This is a genomic window from Lacrimispora indolis DSM 755 (assembly GCF_000526995.1).
Classification (GTDB): domain Bacteria; phylum Bacillota; class Clostridia; order Lachnospirales; family Lachnospiraceae; genus Lacrimispora; species Lacrimispora indolis.
The window spans coordinates 5158379-5177973 of sequence record NZ_AZUI01000001.1 but is presented as its reverse complement, the minus strand read 5'-3'; the positions used below and the strand labels follow the sequence as shown (position 1 = coordinate 5177973).

At 46.0% G+C, this 19595-nt stretch carries 15 protein-coding genes; 11 read left to right on the top strand and 4 right to left on the bottom strand.

Annotation, left to right across the window (positions count from 1 at the left end; all coding sequences use genetic code 11):
- Positions 1–16: 16 nt before the first annotated feature.
- The 10 genes from K401_RS0125190 to ilvA all read left to right on the top strand — a co-directional run bounded on the left by K401_RS0125190 (position 17) and on the right by ilvA (position 12615).
- Positions 17–1024 carry an ABC transporter permease gene (locus tag K401_RS0125190; protein ID WP_024295549.1) on the top strand — a complete coding sequence of 336 codons (1008 nt, stop codon included), beginning with the start codon at positions 17–19 and terminating at the stop codon, positions 1022–1024.
- Between the two features lie 72 nt (positions 1025–1096).
- Complete coding sequence (locus K401_RS0125185) at positions 1097–2110, top strand: ABC transporter substrate-binding protein (protein ID WP_024295548.1); 1014 nt, start codon at positions 1097–1099, stop codon at positions 2108–2110.
- 111 nt (positions 2111–2221) lie between these two features.
- Positions 2222–3175: an ROK family protein gene (locus tag K401_RS0125180; protein WP_024295547.1), complete on the top strand. Its 954-nt coding sequence runs from the start codon at positions 2222–2224 to the stop codon at positions 3173–3175.
- 115 nt (positions 3176–3290) lie between these two features.
- Complete coding sequence (locus K401_RS0125175) at positions 3291–4649, top strand: MATE family efflux transporter (protein WP_024295546.1); 1359 nt, start codon at positions 3291–3293, stop codon at positions 4647–4649.
- Between the two features lie 96 nt (positions 4650–4745).
- Positions 4746–5795 carry a phosphate acyltransferase PlsX gene (gene plsX, locus K401_RS0125170; protein ID WP_024295545.1) on the top strand — a complete coding sequence of 350 codons (1050 nt, stop codon included), beginning with the start codon at positions 4746–4748 and terminating at the stop codon, positions 5793–5795.
- Between the two features lie 85 nt (positions 5796–5880).
- Entirely contained in the window at positions 5881–6111 is a 231-nt protein-coding gene (gene acpP / locus K401_RS0125165) for an acyl carrier protein (protein WP_013272586.1), read from the top strand.
- Positions 6112–6184: 73 nt separating this feature from the next.
- Positions 6185–6895 carry a ribonuclease III gene (gene rnc / locus K401_RS0125160; protein ID WP_024295544.1) on the top strand — a complete coding sequence of 237 codons (711 nt, stop codon included), beginning with the start codon at positions 6185–6187 and terminating at the stop codon, positions 6893–6895.
- On the top strand, positions 6876–10436 hold the full coding sequence (gene smc / locus K401_RS0125155) for a chromosome segregation protein SMC (RefSeq protein ID WP_024295543.1): 3561 nt from the start codon (positions 6876–6878) through the stop codon (positions 10434–10436). The genes rnc and smc overlap by 20 nt, the downstream gene beginning before the upstream one ends.
- 11 nt (positions 10437–10447) lie before the next feature.
- Positions 10448–11389, top strand: a complete 942-nt coding sequence (ftsY, locus tag K401_RS0125150) for a signal recognition particle-docking protein FtsY (RefSeq protein WP_024295542.1) — start codon at positions 10448–10450, stop codon at positions 11387–11389.
- A gap of 2 nt (positions 11390–11391) precedes the next feature.
- Complete coding sequence (ilvA, locus tag K401_RS0125145) at positions 11392–12615, top strand: threonine ammonia-lyase (protein WP_024295541.1); 1224 nt, start codon at positions 11392–11394, stop codon at positions 12613–12615.
- A 102-nt stretch (positions 12616–12717) separates the two neighbouring features.
- On the opposite strand, the gene K401_RS0125140 is transcribed toward ilvA, so the two are convergent.
- The 4 genes from K401_RS0125140 to K401_RS0125125 form a co-directional block, all read right to left on the bottom strand.
- Positions 12718–13215, bottom strand: a complete 498-nt coding sequence (locus K401_RS0125140; protein ID WP_024295540.1) for a GNAT family N-acetyltransferase — start codon at positions 13213–13215, stop codon at positions 12718–12720.
- 98 nt (positions 13216–13313) lie between these two features.
- Complete coding sequence (locus tag K401_RS0125135) at positions 13314–14426, bottom strand: anaerobic sulfatase maturase (protein WP_024295539.1); 1113 nt, start codon at positions 14424–14426, stop codon at positions 13314–13316.
- 4 nt (positions 14427–14430) lie between these two features.
- Positions 14431–16053, bottom strand: coding sequence for a response regulator transcription factor (locus K401_RS0125130; RefSeq protein WP_024295538.1), 1623 nt, complete (start codon positions 16051–16053; stop codon positions 14431–14433).
- A gap of 30 nt (positions 16054–16083) precedes the next feature.
- Complete coding sequence (locus K401_RS0125125; RefSeq protein WP_024295537.1) at positions 16084–17844, bottom strand: sensor histidine kinase; 1761 nt, start codon at positions 17842–17844, stop codon at positions 16084–16086.
- A 312-nt stretch (positions 17845–18156) separates the two neighbouring features.
- Between K401_RS0125125 and K401_RS0125120 the strand changes: the two genes are divergently transcribed.
- The gene (locus K401_RS0125120) at positions 18157–19506 is read left to right on the top strand and encodes an ABC transporter substrate-binding protein (RefSeq protein WP_024295536.1); all 1350 of its coding nucleotides are present in this window, start codon (positions 18157–18159) and stop codon (positions 19504–19506) included.
- Positions 19507–19595 lie beyond the last annotated feature (89 nt).

The window sequence follows — 19595 nt, the reverse complement described above, 5'->3', positions numbered from 1 at the left end:
GGCAAGGAGAGGTAACATGAATAGTAAAAGACAGAGTTGGTATAAAAGGCTGTTCGCCGTTCGCGGGATGGGACAGGTAGTCACCGTTGGCATTGGACTCATCGTCATGTGCATTGTTTTTGGCATCATAAACCCTACATTTTTTTCCGGGAAAAATGTTGCAAACCTTTTACGCCAGATTGCACCGATTCTGTTAATCGGCATCGGCCAGTCCTATGTGTTGATCACCGGAAACATTGACTTATCCATTGGTTCTGTGGTTGGCATGAGCTGTATGATATCCGCCACCATGATGACAAAAGGAATGAATCCATGGGCAGCGGTAATCCTCACCCTCATGTGCTGTCTGATCGTAGGAGTTGTCAACGGCCTTCTGGTAGCGAAATGCAAGCTTCCGCCCTTTATCGCAACCTTGGGCACCATGACAATCGCAAGAGGTATTGCCCAAATCGTCAATAACAACTATAATACAGACGCCATCGGAGACGGGGCAAAGGGTTTTCGGGATTTCTTTTATTACGGAAAGGTTGCCGGAGTATATAATACGGTGATCATATCCATTGTTTTATGGCTGATATTTAATTTCTTATTGAGTAAAACCAGGACAGGGCGGCACATTTATGCAATCGGCAGCAACATAGAGGCCTCCAAGCTATCCGGAGTAAATATCGTATCAACCACCACAAAGGCTTATCTGGTCAGCTCCTTTTGTTCCTGCATCGTAGGACTGGTGATCTGTGCAACCAGCGGCATGGGCACCATGGATGCGGGCAATGCCTATGAAATGTATGCTGTAGCTGCTTCCGTAATCGGAGGAGTCTCAACTCTGGGAGGCCAGGGAATCCTCATTGGCACGGTGATCGGCGCTTCCATCTGGGGAGTGCTTCAGAACGGACTTCAGTTTGCAGGAGCACCGGTTGCTATCCGGAATATTGTCATCGGCGCCATTGTGGTGATCTCCGTATTGATCGATGTGATCGTAAGAAGCGGAAAGCTTGGAAAGAAAAGTAAGCAAGAAACGTAAACAAGGTATTGGAGCCTGAGGCTTTAATATAGGTAAATTTTAAAATATCCAAATTTAAGGAGGAAAAGGTTTATGAAACGGAAGGTATTGGCGGCTGTTCTTTCTATTGGAATGATTGCGTCCATGTGCGCAGGCTGCAGCAGCGGGCAGAAGGAGGCCGCAGCTACAACTGGTGCAACAACTGCAGCAGCGACTGAAGCAGCAACGGCTGCAGCAGGAGAAACAGCGAAAGAGGCAGCTTCAGGGGGCGGCTCGTACAAGGTTTACTTAATTACCATGGACCAGATGGACCAGCACTGGGTAAACGTAGATGCAGGTGCCCAGAAAGCGGTAAAGGAGCTTGGGAATGTAGATTATAAATGGCTGGCTCCTGATGTGAAGGATGATGCAAAGCAGATCGAATGCATTAACAATGCCGTCGCAGGCGGCGCTCAGGCCATATTGCTGGCGGCTAATGGCCCTGATGCAGTTACTGCATCTCTACAGGAAGCCATTGACGCAGGTGTAAAGGTAGTATACGTAGACTCCGCAGCATCCCTGCCGGCGATCCAGACCCTTGCAACGGATAATAAGGCTGCAGGAAAAACTGCAGGAGAAGAAATGATCAAAGCCTTAAAAGACAAAGGAATTGAATCCGGTAAGATCGGTATCGTCAATGTCAATGCGGCAACTGCATCCACAGTAGCCAGGGAAGAAGGCTTCCGCTCTGCATTTGAGGGAACCAAGTTTGAGATTCTGGAAACCCAGTACGGTGAAGGCGATGCGGCAAAATCCAAGGATATTGCGGCAAACTATATCACTCAGGGCTGTGTAGGCATCTTCGGAGCCAATGAAGGCTCTACTGTTGGAGCCGGCAATGCCATTCAGGAGGCGGGCGAGACCGTCATCGGCGTGGGCTTTGACAAATCCGACATGATCCTTCAGCTGATCAAGGATGGCTATCTTCTGGCAACCATGGCTCAGAACCCTGACGTTATGGGATATGAGGGAGTGAAGACGGCGGTTAATGCTCTGGAGAGCAAGGATACCGGCGACAAGAACGTGGACACAGGAGTTTCCGTTCTTACAAAAGACACCATAAAATAACCTGGAGTTAAACGCAAAGAACGATTTCATAACAGGAATAGAGCAGGGCCGGCATGCCGGTTCCTGCTCTGTTGTGGTATTTCATGATAAAAAAAGGACTGAGGTATTACGATGCATGTAGTAGGGTTTGATATTGGAGGAACAAAGTGTGCAGTGCTGCTTTGCCGCTTGGAGGGAGAAACTGTTGTGTGGAATGACCGGGTGGAAATACAGACAACGCCTGACTGGAAAGGAGTTTTAGATGACTTATGCCGTCACGCAGAGCGGATGCTTGAGACCCATGGGATTAACCGGGCGGACTGCCGGATCGGAATCTCCTGCGGAGGCCCCTTAAGTCCTGACCGTATGGTCATATGTTCCCCGCCCAACCTTCCCGGGTGGGTTTCGGTCCCTGTTGTGGCCTATTTGTCGGAAAAGCTTCAAATGACTGCCAGGATGTTAAATGACGCCGATGCCTGCGCCCTTGCCGAATGGAAGTATGGGGCAGGAAAGGGATCTCTTCATATGATATTTCTTACCTTTGGCACCGGTCTTGGCGCAGGACTTATTTTAAACGGGCGTCTATATACGGGAGCCTGCGGCATGGCAGGAGAAGTTGGCCACGTCCGCCTAAAGGAGGAAGGGCCGGTGGGATACGGAAAAGCGGGAAGCCTGGAAGGCTTTTGCAGCGGCGGCGGGATCCGTCAGATGGCAGTAAAAAAGGCGGAGCAGATGGAAAAGGAGGGAAAAAGAGCCTCATTCCAGACGGGAGAAAAAGGATCGGTTAAAGCCAAGGATGTGGCAGAGGCAGCCAGAGCAGGCCATGAGGACGCTGCAGAATTATTAAGAGAGTCCGGAACATATTTTGGAAAGGGGCTGTCCATACTTATCGATATCCTGAATCCGGAAGTGATTGTGGCAGGAAGCATATATGCCAGGAGTCATGAGTTTCTGGAAACAGCCATGTGGGAGGAGATCCATAAGGAGGCTCTTGCCCCTTCGGCTGCAGCCTGCAGGATCGTGCCTGCTCAGCTGGGGGAAAAGATAGGAGATTATGGGGCCGTTATGGCTGCGGTTTATGAATAATGGAGATATGGGATTTTTTTGAAAAAGAACGGTGACAATAGAGACGGAACGTGGTAAAATAGCCCTTGCGCTTCTTAAAAAGGCGACAAAATTTTTTGGCAGGGGATGGAAAAAAATGGAAACTGATATGACAAGAGGCAATCCGCTTCCGATCATTTTAAAATTCACGCTTCCGCTTCTGATGGGAAATATCTTTCAGCAGCTTTATAACATGGCAGATACCATTATTGTAGGCCGTTTTGTAGGGCCGGATGCCCTGGCAGCCGTTGGCTCCACAGGCACCATTATGTTTCTGGTCATTGGATTTTCCCAGGGGATGAGCACCGGATTTACGGTTCTTACCAGCCAGAGGTTCGGAGCAGGGGATGAAAACGGGGCAAAGCGTTCCGTAGCTAACGGGATCATCCTGTCATCGTTTGTTATTGCAGTAATGACGGTTTTAAGCCTTGCATTCATGAAAACACTTTTACGGGTCATGAATACGCCTGAGAATATTTTTGAGGATGCATACACCTATATCTCCATCATCTGCATGGGAATTGTTACGAATGTATTTTACAATCTGTTTTCATCCTATCTCCGTTCTGTTGGAAACAGCCGGATTCCCCTTGTGTTCCTGATGTTTTCTGCCTGTTTGAATGTAGTTCTGGATCTTGTTTTTATCATTAACTTTAAAATGGGAGTGGCAGGAGCAGCATGGGCCACGAACCTTTCACAGGGGATATCAGCGGTTCTCTGTATTTCCTATATTTATAAAAAGGTGCCGGTCTTAACTCCAAAGAGCCAGCACTGGAAGCTGAACGAGGCAGATACAAGGCGCCAGCTTTCTGTGGGGATCCCTATGGCTCTTCAGTTTGGGATCACGGCCTCAGGAACCATTATCATGCAGTCAGCAGTCAATCTGTTCGGTTCAACCGCAGTAGCTGCCTATACGGCCGCCAATAAGTTTCAGGGCATGGTCCTTCAGGGAATGGTTGCCATGGGTCAGACAATGGCCACGTATTCCGGCCAAAATTACGGAAAGGGAGATATAAAAAGGATCCGCCGCGGCGTTAAGCTTGTGCTGGGGACAGAGATCGTCTATTCGGCTCTTTCTTCTGTCATCGTCTGCCTGATCCTACCCTATGCATTAAAGCTGTTTTTCTCGGGAGATGTGGATATAACGGAGATGCTCCCATGGGCCAAAACCTATATTTACCTGTGTGCCATTTTTTATATTCCCTTGGGAATGATCTTTATATTCAGAAATACCATGCAGGGATGCGGCTATGGTTTTCTTCCCATGCTGGGAGGCGTTGTGGAGCTTGCGGCAAGATTGATAACTGCGGCATTGGCTATCCGGTTTTTAAGTTATCCATTGGCAAGCGCCTGTGATCCGGCAGCCTGGGCCAGCGCCGGACTGTTTACGGCAATCTCATATGTCTACATCATGAAAAAGGTTGAGAAAAACAGGGAAAACAGCGGTTCTGTATGATCTTTTAAATTTCTTAATTTATTGTTGATTTATATAATAATATTTAGTATATTATGTAATAGATTATCTTAGGCGGTATACGAAAGGAGAATCACGATGATAAAAGTAGCTGTAGACGCTATGGGCGGTGACTATGCACCGATAGAAATGGTTGCCGGAGCCGTAGAGGCTGTAAATGCGAATAAAGAAATCCAGGTTCTCTTAGTAGGGCAGGAGCATATTGTATCGGAAGAGCTGAAAAAGCATACGTATCCAAAAGAACAGATACAGGTTGTGAATGCGTCAGAGGTAATCGAGACGGAAGAACCTCCGGTGAACGCCATACGAAAGAAGAAAGATTCTTCCGTCGTAGTGGGAATGAATCTGGTAAAACAAAAGGAGGCGGATGCGTTTGTATCGGCCGGCAGCTCTGGTGCCATACTGGTTGGCGGACAGGTGATTGTCGGACGGATAAAAGGGGTGGAACGACCACCGCTGGCTCCGCTTATTCCTACGGATAAAGGTGTTTCCCTGCTGATTGACTGCGGAGCCAATGTGGATGCAAGACCGTCCCATCTGGTACAGTTTGCCAGAATGGGGTCCCTTTACATGGAACATGTAGTGGGGGTGAAGAATCCAAGAGTGGCTATCGTCAATATCGGCGCAGAAGAAGAAAAGGGAAATGCGCTTGTAAAGGAGACCTTTCCGCTGTTAAAGGAGTGCAAGGATATCCATTTTACCGGAAGCATTGAAGCCAGAGAGATTCCACGCGGCGGCGCAGATGTCATTGTTTGTGAGGCATTTGTAGGCAATGTAATCCTGAAGCTTTACGAAGGAGTAGGCGCAACCTTAATAAACAAGGTGAAAAGCGGTATGATGGGAAGTTTAAGGAGCAAAATCGGAGCTCTGCTTGTAAAGCCAGCTTTGAAGGAAAGCCTAAAGTCGTTTGACGCATCTCAGCACGGGGGAGCGCCGCTTCTGGGACTTAATGGCCTGGTAGTAAAGACACATGGTAATTCAAAGGCGACAGAAGTGAAGAACTCCATACTTCAATGCGTAACCTTCAAAGAACAGGGAATTAATGATAAGATAAGAGAAAGTCTTAGAAAAAGTGAAGAAACGCCCTTAGGGTATACCTTTATGCCCCAAAAGCATGGGCAGGACTAAGGAACGCCCTTCGGGCATACCTTTATGCCCAAAAAGCATGGGCGGAAATAAGGAAATCAAGAATAGGAGAGAGGAAGGAAAAGAAATGGAATTTGAAAAGCTACAGAACATAATTGCAGAGGTATTAAATATTGAGCCGGATGAGGTGACCATGAACTCCACATTTGTGGATGACCTTGGCGCTGACTCCCTTGATGTGTTCCAGATTATCATGGGCATTGAGGAGGAATTTGATATTGAAATTCCGACAGAAGTGGCAGAAAACATCGTAAGTGTCAGCGACGCAGTAGAACAGATCAAGAATGCTTTAAATTAATAGATGTGGGTGCTGCCGGGGACTTTTAAGTCTGTCCGCAGCACCTTCTTTCATAATGAGAGAGAGGTGTATAATGAGCAGGAATTTAAAAGAACTGGAGGAACGGATCGGCTACCGTTTTTCGGACAGGCATCTCATGACACAGGCCATGACTCACAGCTCCTATGCCAATGAGCACCGGTTAAATAAGCTGGAATGCAACGAGCGCCTGGAATTTTTGGGGGACTCCGTGCTGGAGGTGGTTTCCAGTGACTGCCTGTATCACAAATATCCGGAGAGACCGGAGGGGGATTTGACTAAGATACGCGCCAGTATTGTATGCGAGCCGACTCTTGCCTATTGCGCGGAGTGCATAAAGCTTGGGGAATACTTACTTTTGGGCAAGGGAGAAGAGGCCACAGGAGGCAGGGGGCGTGCGTCGATCGTGTCTGATGCTATGGAAGCGCTGATAGGGGCCATTTATCTGGACGGTGGTTTTGCTAATGCAAAAGAGTTTATCCTTCGTTTCATTATGAATGATCTGGAACATAAGCAGCTCTTTTATGATAGCAAGACTATCTTGCAGGAGATCGTACAGAGTAAAACGGACGAACCTTTAAGCTATGAGCTTTTGCGGGAAGAAGGGCCGGATCACAACAAGGTATTTGAAGCCCAGGTCCTCATAGGCCAGGAGATAATCGGACAGGGAACCGGACGGACTAAAAAGGCTGCGGAGCAGGTGGCTGCTTATCATGGGATCTTAAGCCTTAAGAATGGAGAAGGGTATGTATTTAAAAAGTATTGAAATCCAGGGTTTTAAATCTTTTGCCAATAAGATCGTCTTTGAATTTCATAACGGAATTACCGGTATCGTGGGTCCTAACGGCAGCGGCAAGAGCAATGTTGCCGATGCCGTGCGCTGGGTCCTTGGTGAGCAGAAAGTAAAGCAGCTCCGAAGCTCCAACATGCAGGATGTGATTTTTTCGGGAACAGAACTGAGAAAACCTCAGGGCTTTGCCTACGTTGCAATTACCCTTGATAATTCTGACCATCACCTGACCATTGATTACGACCAGGTAACGGTTTCCCGAAGAGTTTACCGTTCCGGCGAAAGCGAGTACATGATCAATGGCAGTGCCTGCCGTTTAAAGGATATTTATGAATTGTTCTATGATACGGGAATCGGAAAAGAAGGTTATTCCATTATCGGACAGGGACAGATTGATAAGATTTTAAGCGGAAAGCCGGAAGAGCGAAGGGAATTATTTGACGAGGCTGCCGGTATTGTTAAATTTAAACGGCGCAAGCTCATTGCCCAGAAAAAGCTGGAAGATGAAAAACAGAATCTCATCCGTGTGAGTGACATCCTCACTGAGCTTGAAAAGCAGGTAGGGCCCCTTGCAAGGCAGTCCGAGGCGGCAAAGGAGTATCTCCGACTGAAGGAAGATTTAAAGAAATACGACGTGAACCAGTTCCTGATGGAAACAGAAGGGATTCAGGTTCAGATGAAGGAAAACCGGGAAAAGGAAAATATCGTATCCCTTGATCTGGAAGATGCAAAACAGGCATCAGAAGGGATCCGGGAAGAATATGACATTCTGGATACATATCTGGCGGAGCTGGAGAGGTCAGCCGGCGCGGCCAGAAATGAGAAGAATAAATCCAACGTGGAGATGGGAAGCCTGGAAGGCCGGATCAATGTATTAAAGGAACAGATTAATACAGAGCAGATGAACGCCGAACACATTGCCGGACGGGTGAGGGCCATCCATGGGGAGATCCAGATGAAAATGGCTCAGGCGGCCTCCTATGAGGAAGAACGGTCCCTGATTGCCGGCCAGGTAAAAACCGCAGTAACAGAGCTTAGAGATGCGGAAGAGACCTTAAGTTCAGAGGACGAGAAAATCCGCCTTTTGGAACAGCAGATTGAAGAGGGCAAGGGAGGCATTATTGACATCCTCAATGAAAAAGCTTCTCTGACTGCAAAACAGCAGCGGTATGAAACCATGCTGGAACAGGTGAATATGCGCCGTTCCGAGGTCTGCCAAAAGCTTTTAAAATTCAAAAGTGATGAGTCGGAGCAGGATGAACAGCTGACGGCTCTTCAAAAAGAAGCAGATGAGATCGAGGCCGGAATTGCCGAGGGCCAGAAGGCCCAGTCCCTTAGTGAAGGAAAGGCAGAAGAGCTGGAAGGCGAGGTCAAAAGGCTTAATAAGAATTTAAATGATAAGCAGCAGGAATACCATACCAGTTATACAAAGCTGGAGTCCTTAAGAAACATTGCCGAACGGTACGAAGGCTATGGCGGCAGCATCCGCCGGATTATGGAGGTAAGAGACCGGGTCCACGGCATCCATGGAGTTGTGGCGGATTTATTCACAGTGCCGAAAAAATATGAGATCGCCATTGAGACCGCTCTTGGAGGCAGCATTCAGAATATCGTTACTGATTCTGAGGCCACTGCAAAACATCTGATTGAATATTTAAAGAAAAACCGATATGGAAGGGCCACCTTCCTTCCATTGACCAGCATTGCAGGCAGGGATTCCTTCCGCCAGGACCGGGCGCTGACGGAGCCGGGAGTCTTAGGGCTTGCCAATACCCTTGTGGAAGCTGACGGCCGGTATGAAGGCCTTTTAAACTATCTGCTGGGCCGTGTGGTTGTAGTGGATACCATTGACCATGCCATCGCCCTTGCAAAGAAGTTCCAGTATTCTTTCAGGATCGTAACCCTGGAAGGAGAGCTTTTAAGCGTAGGCGGTTCCATGACAGGAGGCGCATTTAAGAATACAAGCAATTTACTGGGACGGAAACGGGAGATGGAGGAACTGGAAGGGATCTGCACCAAAGCTCTTTCTGATGTGGAACGCCTGGAAACAGAGCTGGTAATGAACGAGGGACTCCTTGCAGAATGCAGGGAGGAACTGGAAAAGATCCGTTCAGAAAAACAGCAGCTTTATTTAAAGCAAAATACGGTTAAAATAAATATACGCCGTATTGAGGATAAAAAAGAGGAAATCAAGGAATCCTACGGAGATCTGGAGCGGGAAAACGGTCAGCTGGAAGTGCAGATCCGGGAGATCGGCGCCAGCCAGCAGGAGCTTCTTTCTGCGGTTGATAAGCTGGAAAATCAGAATCAGGATACGGTAGAAGAACTGGAGCGTTTAAACGGACGTCTGGAAAAAGCCAGGTCAGACAGGGAGCAGTATTCCAAAGATTTGTCATCTGTCCAGTTAAAAGCCTCAGTTCTAAAGCAAAAGGATGATTTTGAACAGGAAAATATCCGGCGTGTAAAAGAAGAAATTCACCGTTTGGAAGAGGAGCTTGGCGGGCTTTCAAACGGTACCGACGGTTCCAACTCCATCATTGAAGAGAAACAGAAAGAAATTGAAAGCTTAAAGGGCCGGATTCAGGAAGAACTGGTACGCTCAGAAGAACTGGAAGGGGTCATTAACGAAAAGTCCGCACAAAAAGAGGCCAGTTCCAGGGAGCAGAAGGAATTATTCCGAAAGAGGGAAGAGCTTACCGGAAGAATCAGCCTTTTGGATAAAGAATTGTTCCGCTTACAAAGCCAGAAGGAAAAGCTGGATGAGTGGATGGAGAGTCATGTCAATTATATGTGGAATGAATACGAACTGACCTATTCCACTGCAAACGACTTAAGAAATGAAGAGTGGACGTCACTGCCGGAGATCAAACGCATGATCCAGTCTTTAAAAGAGGACATCCGCAAGCTTGGCAACGTCAATGTCAATGCCATCGAAGATTATAAAGAGGTATCAGAGCGCTACACCTTCATGAAGACCCAGCACGATGACCTTGTGGCAGCCGAAGCCACTCTGCTAAAGATCATTGATGAACTGGATACGGGAATGAGAAAACAGTTCGAAGAAAAGTTCCGTGAAATACGTATGGAGTTTGACAAGGTATTTAAGGAGCTTTTCGGAGGAGGACGGGGAACTTTGGAATTAGTGGAGGATGAGGATATTCTGGAGGCGGGAATCCAGATCATATCTCAGCCCCCAGGCAAAAAGCTTCAGAATATGATGCAGCTTTCCGGCGGGGAAAAGGCATTAACAGCCATTGCATTGCTGTTTGCCATTCAGAACTTAAAGCCCTCTCCATTTTGTCTTCTCGATGAGATTGAGGCAGCCCTGGACGATTCCAATGTGGACCGTTTTGCAAAATATTTGCATAAACTGACAAAATCTACTCAGTTCATTGTCATCACACACAGGCGTGGTACAATGATTTCTGCAGACCGTTTGTATGGTATTACCATGCAGGAGAAGGGCGTTTCAACCCTTGTATCTGTAAATCTGATTGAAGAAAATTTAGAAAGTTAAGGAGACCGACTATGGGTGAGAAAAAGGGATTCTTTGGGAAGCTGGTTGCTGGACTGCAGAAGACAAGGGATAATATTATTGCAGGCGTGGATTCCATTTTCAGCGGGTTTTCAGCCATTGATGATGAGTTTTATGAAGAGATTGAAGAGATCCTGATCATGGGGGACTTAGGTATCCAGACCACCATGTCCATCATGGAGGATTTGAGAAAGAAGGTAAAGGAACAAAACATCAAGGATCCGTTAGAATGCAAACAGCTCCTCATGGACAGCATCATGGAACAGATGGACTTAGGGGAAAATGCCTATGAATTTGAAACACAGCGGTCTGTTCTTTTGATTATTGGCGTCAATGGAGTGGGAAAGACCACTTCAGTGGGTAAGCTGGCCGGTCAGATGAAGGATGATGGAAAAAAGGTCATTGTAGCTGCAGCGGATACCTTTCGTGCTGCAGCCATTGAACAGCTGAGTGAGTGGGCAAAAAGGGCAGGAGTGGATATTATCGCCCAGCAGGAAGGCTCTGACCCTGCGGCAGTTGTTTATGATGCAGTTGCCGCGGCAAAATCAAGACATGCGGATATTTTGATCTGCGATACCGCAGGCCGCCTTCATAACAAGAAAAACTTAATGGAAGAGCTTAAGAAAATCAACCGGATCATTGACAAGGAATATCCGGAAGCTTACCGGGAGACTCTGGTAGTGTTGGACGGCACAACAGGACAGAACGCTCTTGTACAGGCAAAGCAGTTTATGGAGGTTGCTGATATTACCGGCATCATTCTCACAAAGCTTGACGGAACCGCAAAAGGGGGAATTGCGGTGGCGATCCAGTCAGAGCTGGGAATTCCGGTCAAATACATTGGGGTAGGAGAGAAAATTGATGACCTGCAGAAATTCAATGCAAAAGAATTTGTAAGCGCATTGTTTCACGTAGAAGAGAAAGAAGAGGCGTAAATATGATGACACTGGAAAAGTTTGAAGAAGCAACGGAAGTCGTTAGCAAGGTTATCCTGGAAACAAAGCTGATATACAGTGAGTATTATTCCAACCAGACCGGCAATAAGGTATATTTCAAGCCGGAGAATATGCAGTATACCGGCGCCTACAAGGTGAGGGGAGCTTATTATAAAATCAGCACCCTTTCCCAGGAGGAGAAGGCAAAGGGCCTTATTACCGCCTCCGCAGGAAATCATGCCCAGGGTGTTGCCTATGCGGCAAAGCTGGCGGGAATTCCGGCCACAATCGTCATGCCTACCACAACGCCCCTTATGAAGGTCAACCGAACCAAAAGCTATGGCGCGGAGGTGATACTGGAGGGAGATGTATTTGATGAGGCATGTGATTACGCCAACAAGCTTTCCGAGGAAAAGGGACTGACCTTTGTTCATCCCTTCAATGATCTGGACATTGCGGCCGGACAGGGAACCATTGCCATGGAGATCGTGAAGGAGCTCCCTACGGTTGATTACATTCTGGTTCCAATCGGCGGCGGCGGTTTGTGCACCGGAGTTTCCGTTTTAGCCAAAATGCTCAATCCCAAGATCAAGGTCATCGGCGTGGAGCCTGCAGGCGCCAACTGCATGCAGGAATCTCTGCGCCAGGGAAAGGTGGTGGAACTGCCCAGTGTCAATACCATTGCCGACGGAACAGCAGTCAAATGTCCGGGAGACAAACTTTTTCCCTATATTCAGGAAAATGTAGATGAAATCATTACCATTGAGGACTCTGAGCTGATCGTAGCATTTCTGGATATGGTAGAAAACCATAAGATGATCGTGGAAAATTCCGGGCTTTTGACAGTTGCGGCTTTAAAACACATGAATGTGGAGAATAAAAAGATGGTTTCCATATTAAGCGGAGGAAATATGGATGTGATCACCATGGCCTCCATCGTTCAGCACGGACTGATCCAGAGAGACCGTATCTTTACCGTATCCATTCTTCTGCCGGATAAACCAGGAGAGCTTGCAAAGGTATCCGCTCTCCTTGCAAAAGAACAGGGTAATGTCATCCGCCTGGAGCACAATCAGTTTATCAGCATCAACCGGAATGCGGCGGTGGAGCTTCGCATCACTCTGGAAGCCTTTGGAACCGATCATAAGAATGCCATTATGGCTGCGCTCACAGCTCAGGGTTACAGGCCAAAGCTGGTGAAGTCAAAAGGAACTTATGCGGATTAAAAATCCGGACTGTTGAAAGGCAGTTTTTCTCATCAGCCGTTATAGAAGATGGGAATCCATATACAAAGTAAAAGCACGGGATTTTACCGTGCTTTTATCTATTTATGAGATGTTGCCTGATTCCAGATATTCAAATGCAATTCTTGGACTGCCGTTTTCCGCATATATGGTCCCGCATTTTACAAACCCATTCTTTTGAATCAGATACTTCATAATCTCATTATTTTCATGGGTATCTATTCTGAGATGAGAGCTTTGTCTTTTACAATAGTCCAGGCATTTTGAAAGTATGCCTTTTATTGCTCCGTCACTGGCGACCCGGTGAATGGCACCGTAACCTGTGTCAGATATCCAGGAGCCGTTTTCAATATGGCTGTAAGTAGGATCATCTCCCAGGATAAAAGCAAATACACCATGTATCTGTTCCTCATTGATATAAACATATAGCTGGTTATTTTTAATATCCTCTTCAAGCAATTCTGCAGGAGGGAAGGTATTTCCCCATTGCGAGGCGTTTCCGTTATCAACCATAAACTTCCTTGCAATCTCATATACTTTCAAGATTGCCGGCAAATCCTGTATTTTCGCATTTCTTATCATATAAATTCCTCCTAAATCCTGATCTAAGCAGACAGGAATCCATTGTAACAAATTTTCACTTAAGGAACCAAAGAAATTATAATATTTTCCTGCTATCATTAACGATTGATTTTTCGGACAATCTCCATAAGCCTTGGAAGACAATGGTCAAAAAAAATCTGATAGGATCGGCAGAAGTAATTGCGGCCGGATTCTTCCGGGGACATGATGCGGTGGCGGTAGCAGCCTCCTCTGCACAGTGGAAAATAGGAACAGGCCTGGCACTGGCTGTCAGGCGCTTTTTTGGAAGCAAGAAAGCCTGTTTCCAACCTCTTTTTGTGTATTTCATCAAAACCCGTATTGTTTAAATTGCCCAGCTTATATTCGTCCAGAACAAAGAAGTCACAGGGATATACCTCGCCGTCAGCTTCGATGATGTTTTGAATGCTGCATAACCCGTTCATGTCACAGGATTCCGCACTTCCGGTCAATATAATGGAGAGGTAATTATAAAACTGCCGGATGTAGATTTCGTTTCCGGCAATTATATCCTCATACCACAAATCAAAGAGGTCACACAGGAACTGTCCGTATAATTCCGACGTCAGGGAATATTCCATGGCGCCTGCGGGAGCCTCCAAAGGATCCAGACAGGGGATGAACTGCAGATAACGAAAGCCCATCTTCTTATAATACCGGTATATCTTGCCGATGGAGGAAGCGGTTCTCCTGTTTACTACGGTGAGAATGTTGTATTCCACTCCATGCTCATTGAAGCTGTCCACAGTCTTCATGATATTTAAAAACGTATCGCTGCCGTCACCGCCTTTCCGGTAAGCATCATGGGTATGTATGGTCCCGTCGATGGAGATTCCTATCAGAAAATGTTCTCTGGCGAAAAATTCCGCCCATTCCGGGCCTAAATTATAGCCGTTGGTCTGAAGGGCGAAATGTAATTCCAGATTTTTTTTATTATATTCCTTTGAAAGCCTTACAGCCTGTTCAAAAAAGGGGAGTCCGGCCAGAGTGGGTTCCCCTCCCTGAAAGGCGATAGTACAGGCAGTATCTGCGTAATCCAGGGCCTTTTTTATGACATTTCTTAAAGTTTCCACGGACATGAGACCATAAGAGCTTTGTGTTCTTTTTTCCGTAATATCATGGTAAAAGCAATAATGGCATCTCATGTTGCACATGCCGGAGGCCGGTTTGATCAAAAGATTAACTGGAGGCATGGATTTAACTCCCTTCATCTGTGTACGGATAAATGATCCGGTTTTCATGTTCCCTGGGTGATATGCCTGTAACCTTTTTAAATACCTTGCTGAAATAATAGGGGTTATCAAAGCCCAGCTTATCAGAAATTTCATACATCAGGTACTGGTGGGTATCAATAAGCTCCATGGCGTGCTGTATCTTCACCTGTGCAATATAATCAGACAGGGTGGTCCCTGTCAGCTTTTTAAAGGTATTGCTTAAATGGCCAGAGCTTATGTTTAAGGCTTCCGCAACATCGGCCAGGGTCAGCTTTTCCATATAGTGCTCTTTGATATAGCTTCTGGCTAAGTCCACCAGTTTGTCGGAACGGGTGGATTTCCTGTCGTCCAAAAGCCGGCAAAGCTTCTGGCAGAAGCTTCTCAGCCATTCCAGGATGTCCTCTAAGCTGTTAAAATGATTCAGCTGCTCGGCAATGTTGATGGTGTAAGGGAAAATGTCCTGGTAGCTGTCATCCCCTGTTTCAAAAAATGAATAGAGATAGGTGTAAATGTTGATGCAGGCGCTGGTAGCCTGTTCCTTGCGGGGCTTGTTTTCCCAGAACAGGGTGATGATGTCTTCAAAAATGGAGGCCAGCTTTTCACTGTCGTTCTGACTGATATAAGCTGCCAGATCCTTTTTAAATACATTAATGTTAAATTTCTTTGCCTGGCTGAAATGGGAGGCCTGCCCCTGGTAAAATACCACCTGGGAGGAAGAGTCAAAGTAGTAATATTCCAGTGCTGTTAAGGCTTCGGAAAACGCCTCCAAAAGCTCTGAAATCTTTTCCTTCGGCCTGCTGACCCCATAAACGGCGGAAAGCTCAAAATAAGTTTTTAAAGCAACGCTGAACTTCTGGCAAAACTCCCTGACAGAGCTTTGAGAAAATGCTTCCTCTTTTAAGGAAGCAGTAATGAGAAAGGTATCCTGCCGGTATTCAAGGATCGTATAATGAAAGAAAAATCTTGCTGCGATCCCGCCCAGGATATCGATCAGCTGCCTGCTGACGGAATGCAGGTCATAGCTTCCTCCTCCAGCTTCAAAGTCTATATTAATAGGATTTAAGGAAAACAGGATGATAAAAGGAGCCGGATATTGCACTTCAAGCTCCTCCGGAATATCAGCAAGCTCTTCCTGAGAAAGGAAAAGGCGGCGAAACGTCGTCTTTGCCAAGTCCTCCTGGTTGTTTTTAAGCTGACCGCCCGCCATCTGGTGCTGCTTATTGATAAGCAGGTCACAGGCTTCCTTGGCCCGCTCTAAAGCGGTTATTAAGGCCTCTTCGTTTAAATCGATTTTTACCAGATAGTCAGAGGCACCCAGTGATAGAGCTTTTTTCACCAGATGGAATTCCTCTAAGTTTGTCAATACGATAAAAGCAAAAGTGCAGCCGTTTTCCTTGCATTTTTCCACCAGATCCAGCCCGTTTAATACGGGCATCCGGATATCCGTTATAACAATATCCGGATGAAGCTCCATGATCATGTCATAGGCTGAAGGGCCGTTGGTTGCCTTTCCGATAATGGTGCATTCATAATTTTCCCATATGATCAGGGAAGCGATGCCGGCCAGGATGAGCGGCTCATCGTCTATAATAATAATTCGATACATACTGTTTTAATACCCCTTTGTCAGCCCTTTCTAAAATTCCAGAGGAAGGGCAATGGTAATCAATGTATATTGATCTAATTCGCTTTCCAGCTTTAATCCGTATTCTTCTCCATAAACCAGTTTTAATCTCCTGTCCACGTTTGGAAGCCCGATTCCGCTCATGTTGCTTCTGGTGATGCGGGAGGTATCCGTCAGGAGCCTTTCCATGTTTTCCGGAGAAATGCCGATGCCATTGTCCTTTACTGTAATATAAAGGACGCCGTTTTCGGCAAAAACGTGTATCTGTATGAGCCCGTTTCTTCCGCTTGGCTCGATCCCGTTAAAGATGGCGTTTTCTACAATGGGCTGAAGCGTCAGCTTCACGATTTTGGCATCGTATAAAACCTCCTGGTCAACCTGGGTTGTTACATCAAAGAGTTCAATATATCGGATTTTCTCTATAATAACATAATTCTGCAGAAAATCCAATTCCTGACGGAGAGTTACTTTTTCGTTGAAGCCTTTTGCCATATTTTTCAGCAGGGAGGACAAGGCGGTGACCACCTGGACGATCCCGCTGTTTTTCTGCATGGTTGCAATCCATTTGATGGAATCTAAGGTGTTATAAAGAAAATGAGGATTGATCTGGGCCTGTAGCATTTTGATTTCCAGATCCTTTTTTTCTTTTTCGCTTTGAACCCTTGTTTCCATAAGGTTGGAGATCCGGTTGGACATCTGGTTGATCTGTTTTCCTATGCTTCCGATCTCGTCGTCTGTTTCAATGGAACGGTCCGGGTCGAAGTTTCCCCTGGAAATGAACTCCAGACGTTTTTTCAAGCGGCTGATGGGAGCGCTTAACTGGCGGGATATGAACCAGGACAAAGTCAGGCCAATGGCAAAGCAGAAAAAGAATATGAGTCCAATGGTGCCTCCGATCACTCCGTGATCCAGGTTTAAGTCTGAAATCGGAAGGACCTGAAAGAAAATCAGCCCGCTGACTGCTTGTCTTTCATAGGCAATGATGCATTCCTTTCCATCCAGCCAGGTGCGGAAATTGCCCTGGGGGTCTTTAAAGTCTTTTAAAGTGGCCAGCAAAAGGTCAACGTCAAAAGAATCCCCATTCACAGAGGAAATAATACTTCCATCCGAAGTGGCCGCGTAAAGAATCTGACCATCCCCCATGCTTTTCAGTGTGTCGGAAAACAGGCGGGGAGAAATAGCCAGAAAGATCCAGGCATCTTCCGGCTGGCCGCTGGAAGCATATTTTAATGGTCTTAAAAGAGGAAGAAGCTTTGGAGTATAATTCGTAGGAGAAAAAGGGTTGTCCTCCAGAGAAAGAAGGTACTGGGTATTTTCTCTGGAAAGCAAATCATGAAACCAGGGGGCATTTTGAATGTCACCGGCATCCCGGGTGGACCCGTAAGCATTACCGGCCTGTAAAACTTCCCCATTATTATAAAGTGTGATTTTATAAATATATTTGCTGTAGCCTGATATGGCGCAGAAATCTCTCAGCACATTGGAGGCATACAGCTTAATATAGGTAGATTCACCGTAGTCTGACAGTCTTAAAGAGGCAGAAGAAAATAAAGATTTTCGTTCGGAACAGGTCACAACAATGTTGACCATTTCTTCATAGGCTACTTCCATACGATCTGAGAGAATCTGAATCCGGTTGACGGTATTTTCCGTTTCATTTTCAACAGCATCCTTATAATAAGAGTGATAGTTATAAAAACTAACAGCACAGGCAATGCTTATAACCACCAGAAGATTATACAAAAGAAATTTATACTGGAATGTGCGGGGCATGGCATGATCCTTTCTGAACCCCGTGAGCAGTCGCAAAAGCCAGGTAAGCTTAACTTTGGCTCATTGCCTTCACGAGAATAAATTCAGTAATATCATATCCTTTATTCCATAGAAATTCAATGAAATAGAAATTAATCTTAAAAAAGTATAAAAATCTGAATAAAATATATGTTTGGAAGCGTGAAAACATGGGAAGCGTAAAAAAAATAATAGAATTATGCAAATCGTTTATTCCGCTATAACCTCAAATCTGGTATCTTTATATCATAAAGAACACGCGCGTAGTTCTAAAAAAAGGGAGGTTTCAAACCGATGAGATTAAAAAGAGTTTTATCTATGGTGTTAGCAGCCGGAATGGTATGCACATCATTGACTGCATGTGGCAGCAAGGCAACTGAAAGCAGTGCTGCAGATACAGCTGGAACATCTGCTGCAGAATCAACGAAAGCAGACGAAAAAGCACAGGATTCAGGCGAGAAGAAGGTTCTTTCCGTTACAACATGGGATTATGATTCATCACCACAGTTCCAGGCAGTCGTTGATGCCTATATGAAAGAAAATCCAAATGTGGAGATCAAGGTAATTGACACATCAGCTGACGAATACAACAATTCCTTAGGAATCAGCTTGTCCGCGGCTCAGCCGGATCCGGATATCATTTGGGTAAAGGATATGGGCTCCATGCTTCAGATGGCTGATAAAAAGCAGCTTCTTCCTCTTGATGATTTCATGAAAAAAGATAACTTTGATACATCCGTTTACAATGGTGCGGCAGAGCAGCTTCAGTACAACGGAGTGACCTACGGACTTCCGTACCGTTCCGACTGGTATGTATTATATTACAATAAGGATCTTTTTGACGCAGCAGGCGTTGAATATCCTTCCAATGATATGACATGGGAAGAGTATGATGCACTGGCTGCAAAGATGACTTCCGGCGAAGGCAGCTCAAAGGTATATGGCGGACATAACCATACCTGGCAGGCTCTTGTAACAAACTGGGCCGTTCAGGATGGCAAGCACACAGTTGTTGAAAAGGATTATTCCTTCTTAAAGCCATGGTATGAATCAGCTGTTGCCTTACAGGATAATGGATATATCCAGGATTACTCTACTTTAAAGACAGCAAACATCCATTACTCTTCTGTATTTAAGAATCAGCAGTGTGCTATGATGCCGATGGGTACCTGGTTTATTGCAACCATGATCCAGTCCCGCGCAGCAGATGAGACTTCCTTTAACTGGGGCATTGCAAGAATTCCTCATCCTGCTGACACAGAAGCCGGTTATACGGTAGGTGCTCTTACTCCTCTCGGAATCAGCGCTTATACCGACGAGCCTGACTTATCCTGGGATTTTGTGAAGTTTGCAACCAGCAAAGAAGCAGCAAATATTCTGGCTGAACAGGGCGTATTTACCGGTATCCAGACAGAGGAATCTTTAAAGACCATCGCTTCTGCAGAGTTCTTCCCAGAGGGAGAGTCAAATATTGAAGCACTGTCTTATACTCACTACACATTTGACCGTCCTTTAGATCCACAGATCGAAGAAATCCGTAAGGTGCTCGATGAAGTTCATGAAATGATCATGATCAAGCAGTACACGGTTGATCAGGGAATCGAAGAGCTGAACAAACGTGTTGCAGAAATCAAAGGCTGGTAAAATATAATTGATTGCCCGGAGAGCGCCTTTTCTAAAACAACAGCAAGGCGCTCTTTTTGTGGCAAAAAGCAGGTGAAAAGGAGGTTAAC

Excerpts from the sequence above, each read along its gene's own strand:
- K401_RS0125190 (WP_024295549.1), top strand. The coding sequence starts at position 17 with ATGAATAGTAAAAGACAGAGTTGGTATAAAAGGCTGTTCGCCGTTCGC.
- K401_RS0125135 (WP_024295539.1), bottom strand. The coding sequence starts at position 14,426 with ATGCCTCCAGTTAATCTTTTGATCAAACCGGCCTCCGGCATGTGCAAC.
- K401_RS0125180 (WP_024295547.1), top strand. The coding sequence starts at position 2,222 with ATGCATGTAGTAGGGTTTGATATTGGAGGAACAAAGTGTGCAGTGCTG.
- rnc (WP_024295544.1), top strand. The coding sequence starts at position 6,185 with ATGAGCAGGAATTTAAAAGAACTGGAGGAACGGATCGGCTACCGTTTT.
- plsX (WP_024295545.1), top strand. The coding sequence starts at position 4,746 with ATGATAAAAGTAGCTGTAGACGCTATGGGCGGTGACTATGCACCGATA.
- K401_RS0125175 (WP_024295546.1), top strand. The coding sequence starts at position 3,291 with ATGGAAACTGATATGACAAGAGGCAATCCGCTTCCGATCATTTTAAAA.
- ftsY (WP_024295542.1), top strand. The coding sequence starts at position 10,448 with ATGGGTGAGAAAAAGGGATTCTTTGGGAAGCTGGTTGCTGGACTGCAG.
- K401_RS0125140 (WP_024295540.1), bottom strand. The coding sequence starts at position 13,215 with ATGATAAGAAATGCGAAAATACAGGATTTGCCGGCAATCTTGAAAGTA.
- smc (WP_024295543.1), top strand. The coding sequence starts at position 6,876 with ATGTATTTAAAAAGTATTGAAATCCAGGGTTTTAAATCTTTTGCCAAT.
- K401_RS0125120 (WP_024295536.1), top strand. The coding sequence starts at position 18,157 with ATGAGATTAAAAAGAGTTTTATCTATGGTGTTAGCAGCCGGAATGGTA.
- acpP (WP_013272586.1), top strand. The coding sequence starts at position 5,881 with ATGGAATTTGAAAAGCTACAGAACATAATTGCAGAGGTATTAAATATT.
- K401_RS0125125 (WP_024295537.1), bottom strand. The coding sequence starts at position 17,844 with ATGCCCCGCACATTCCAGTATAAATTTCTTTTGTATAATCTTCTGGTG.
- K401_RS0125185 (WP_024295548.1), top strand. The coding sequence starts at position 1,097 with ATGAAACGGAAGGTATTGGCGGCTGTTCTTTCTATTGGAATGATTGCG.
- K401_RS0125130 (WP_024295538.1), bottom strand. The coding sequence starts at position 16,053 with ATGTATCGAATTATTATTATAGACGATGAGCCGCTCATCCTGGCCGGC.
- ilvA (WP_024295541.1), top strand. The coding sequence starts at position 11,392 with ATGATGACACTGGAAAAGTTTGAAGAAGCAACGGAAGTCGTTAGCAAG.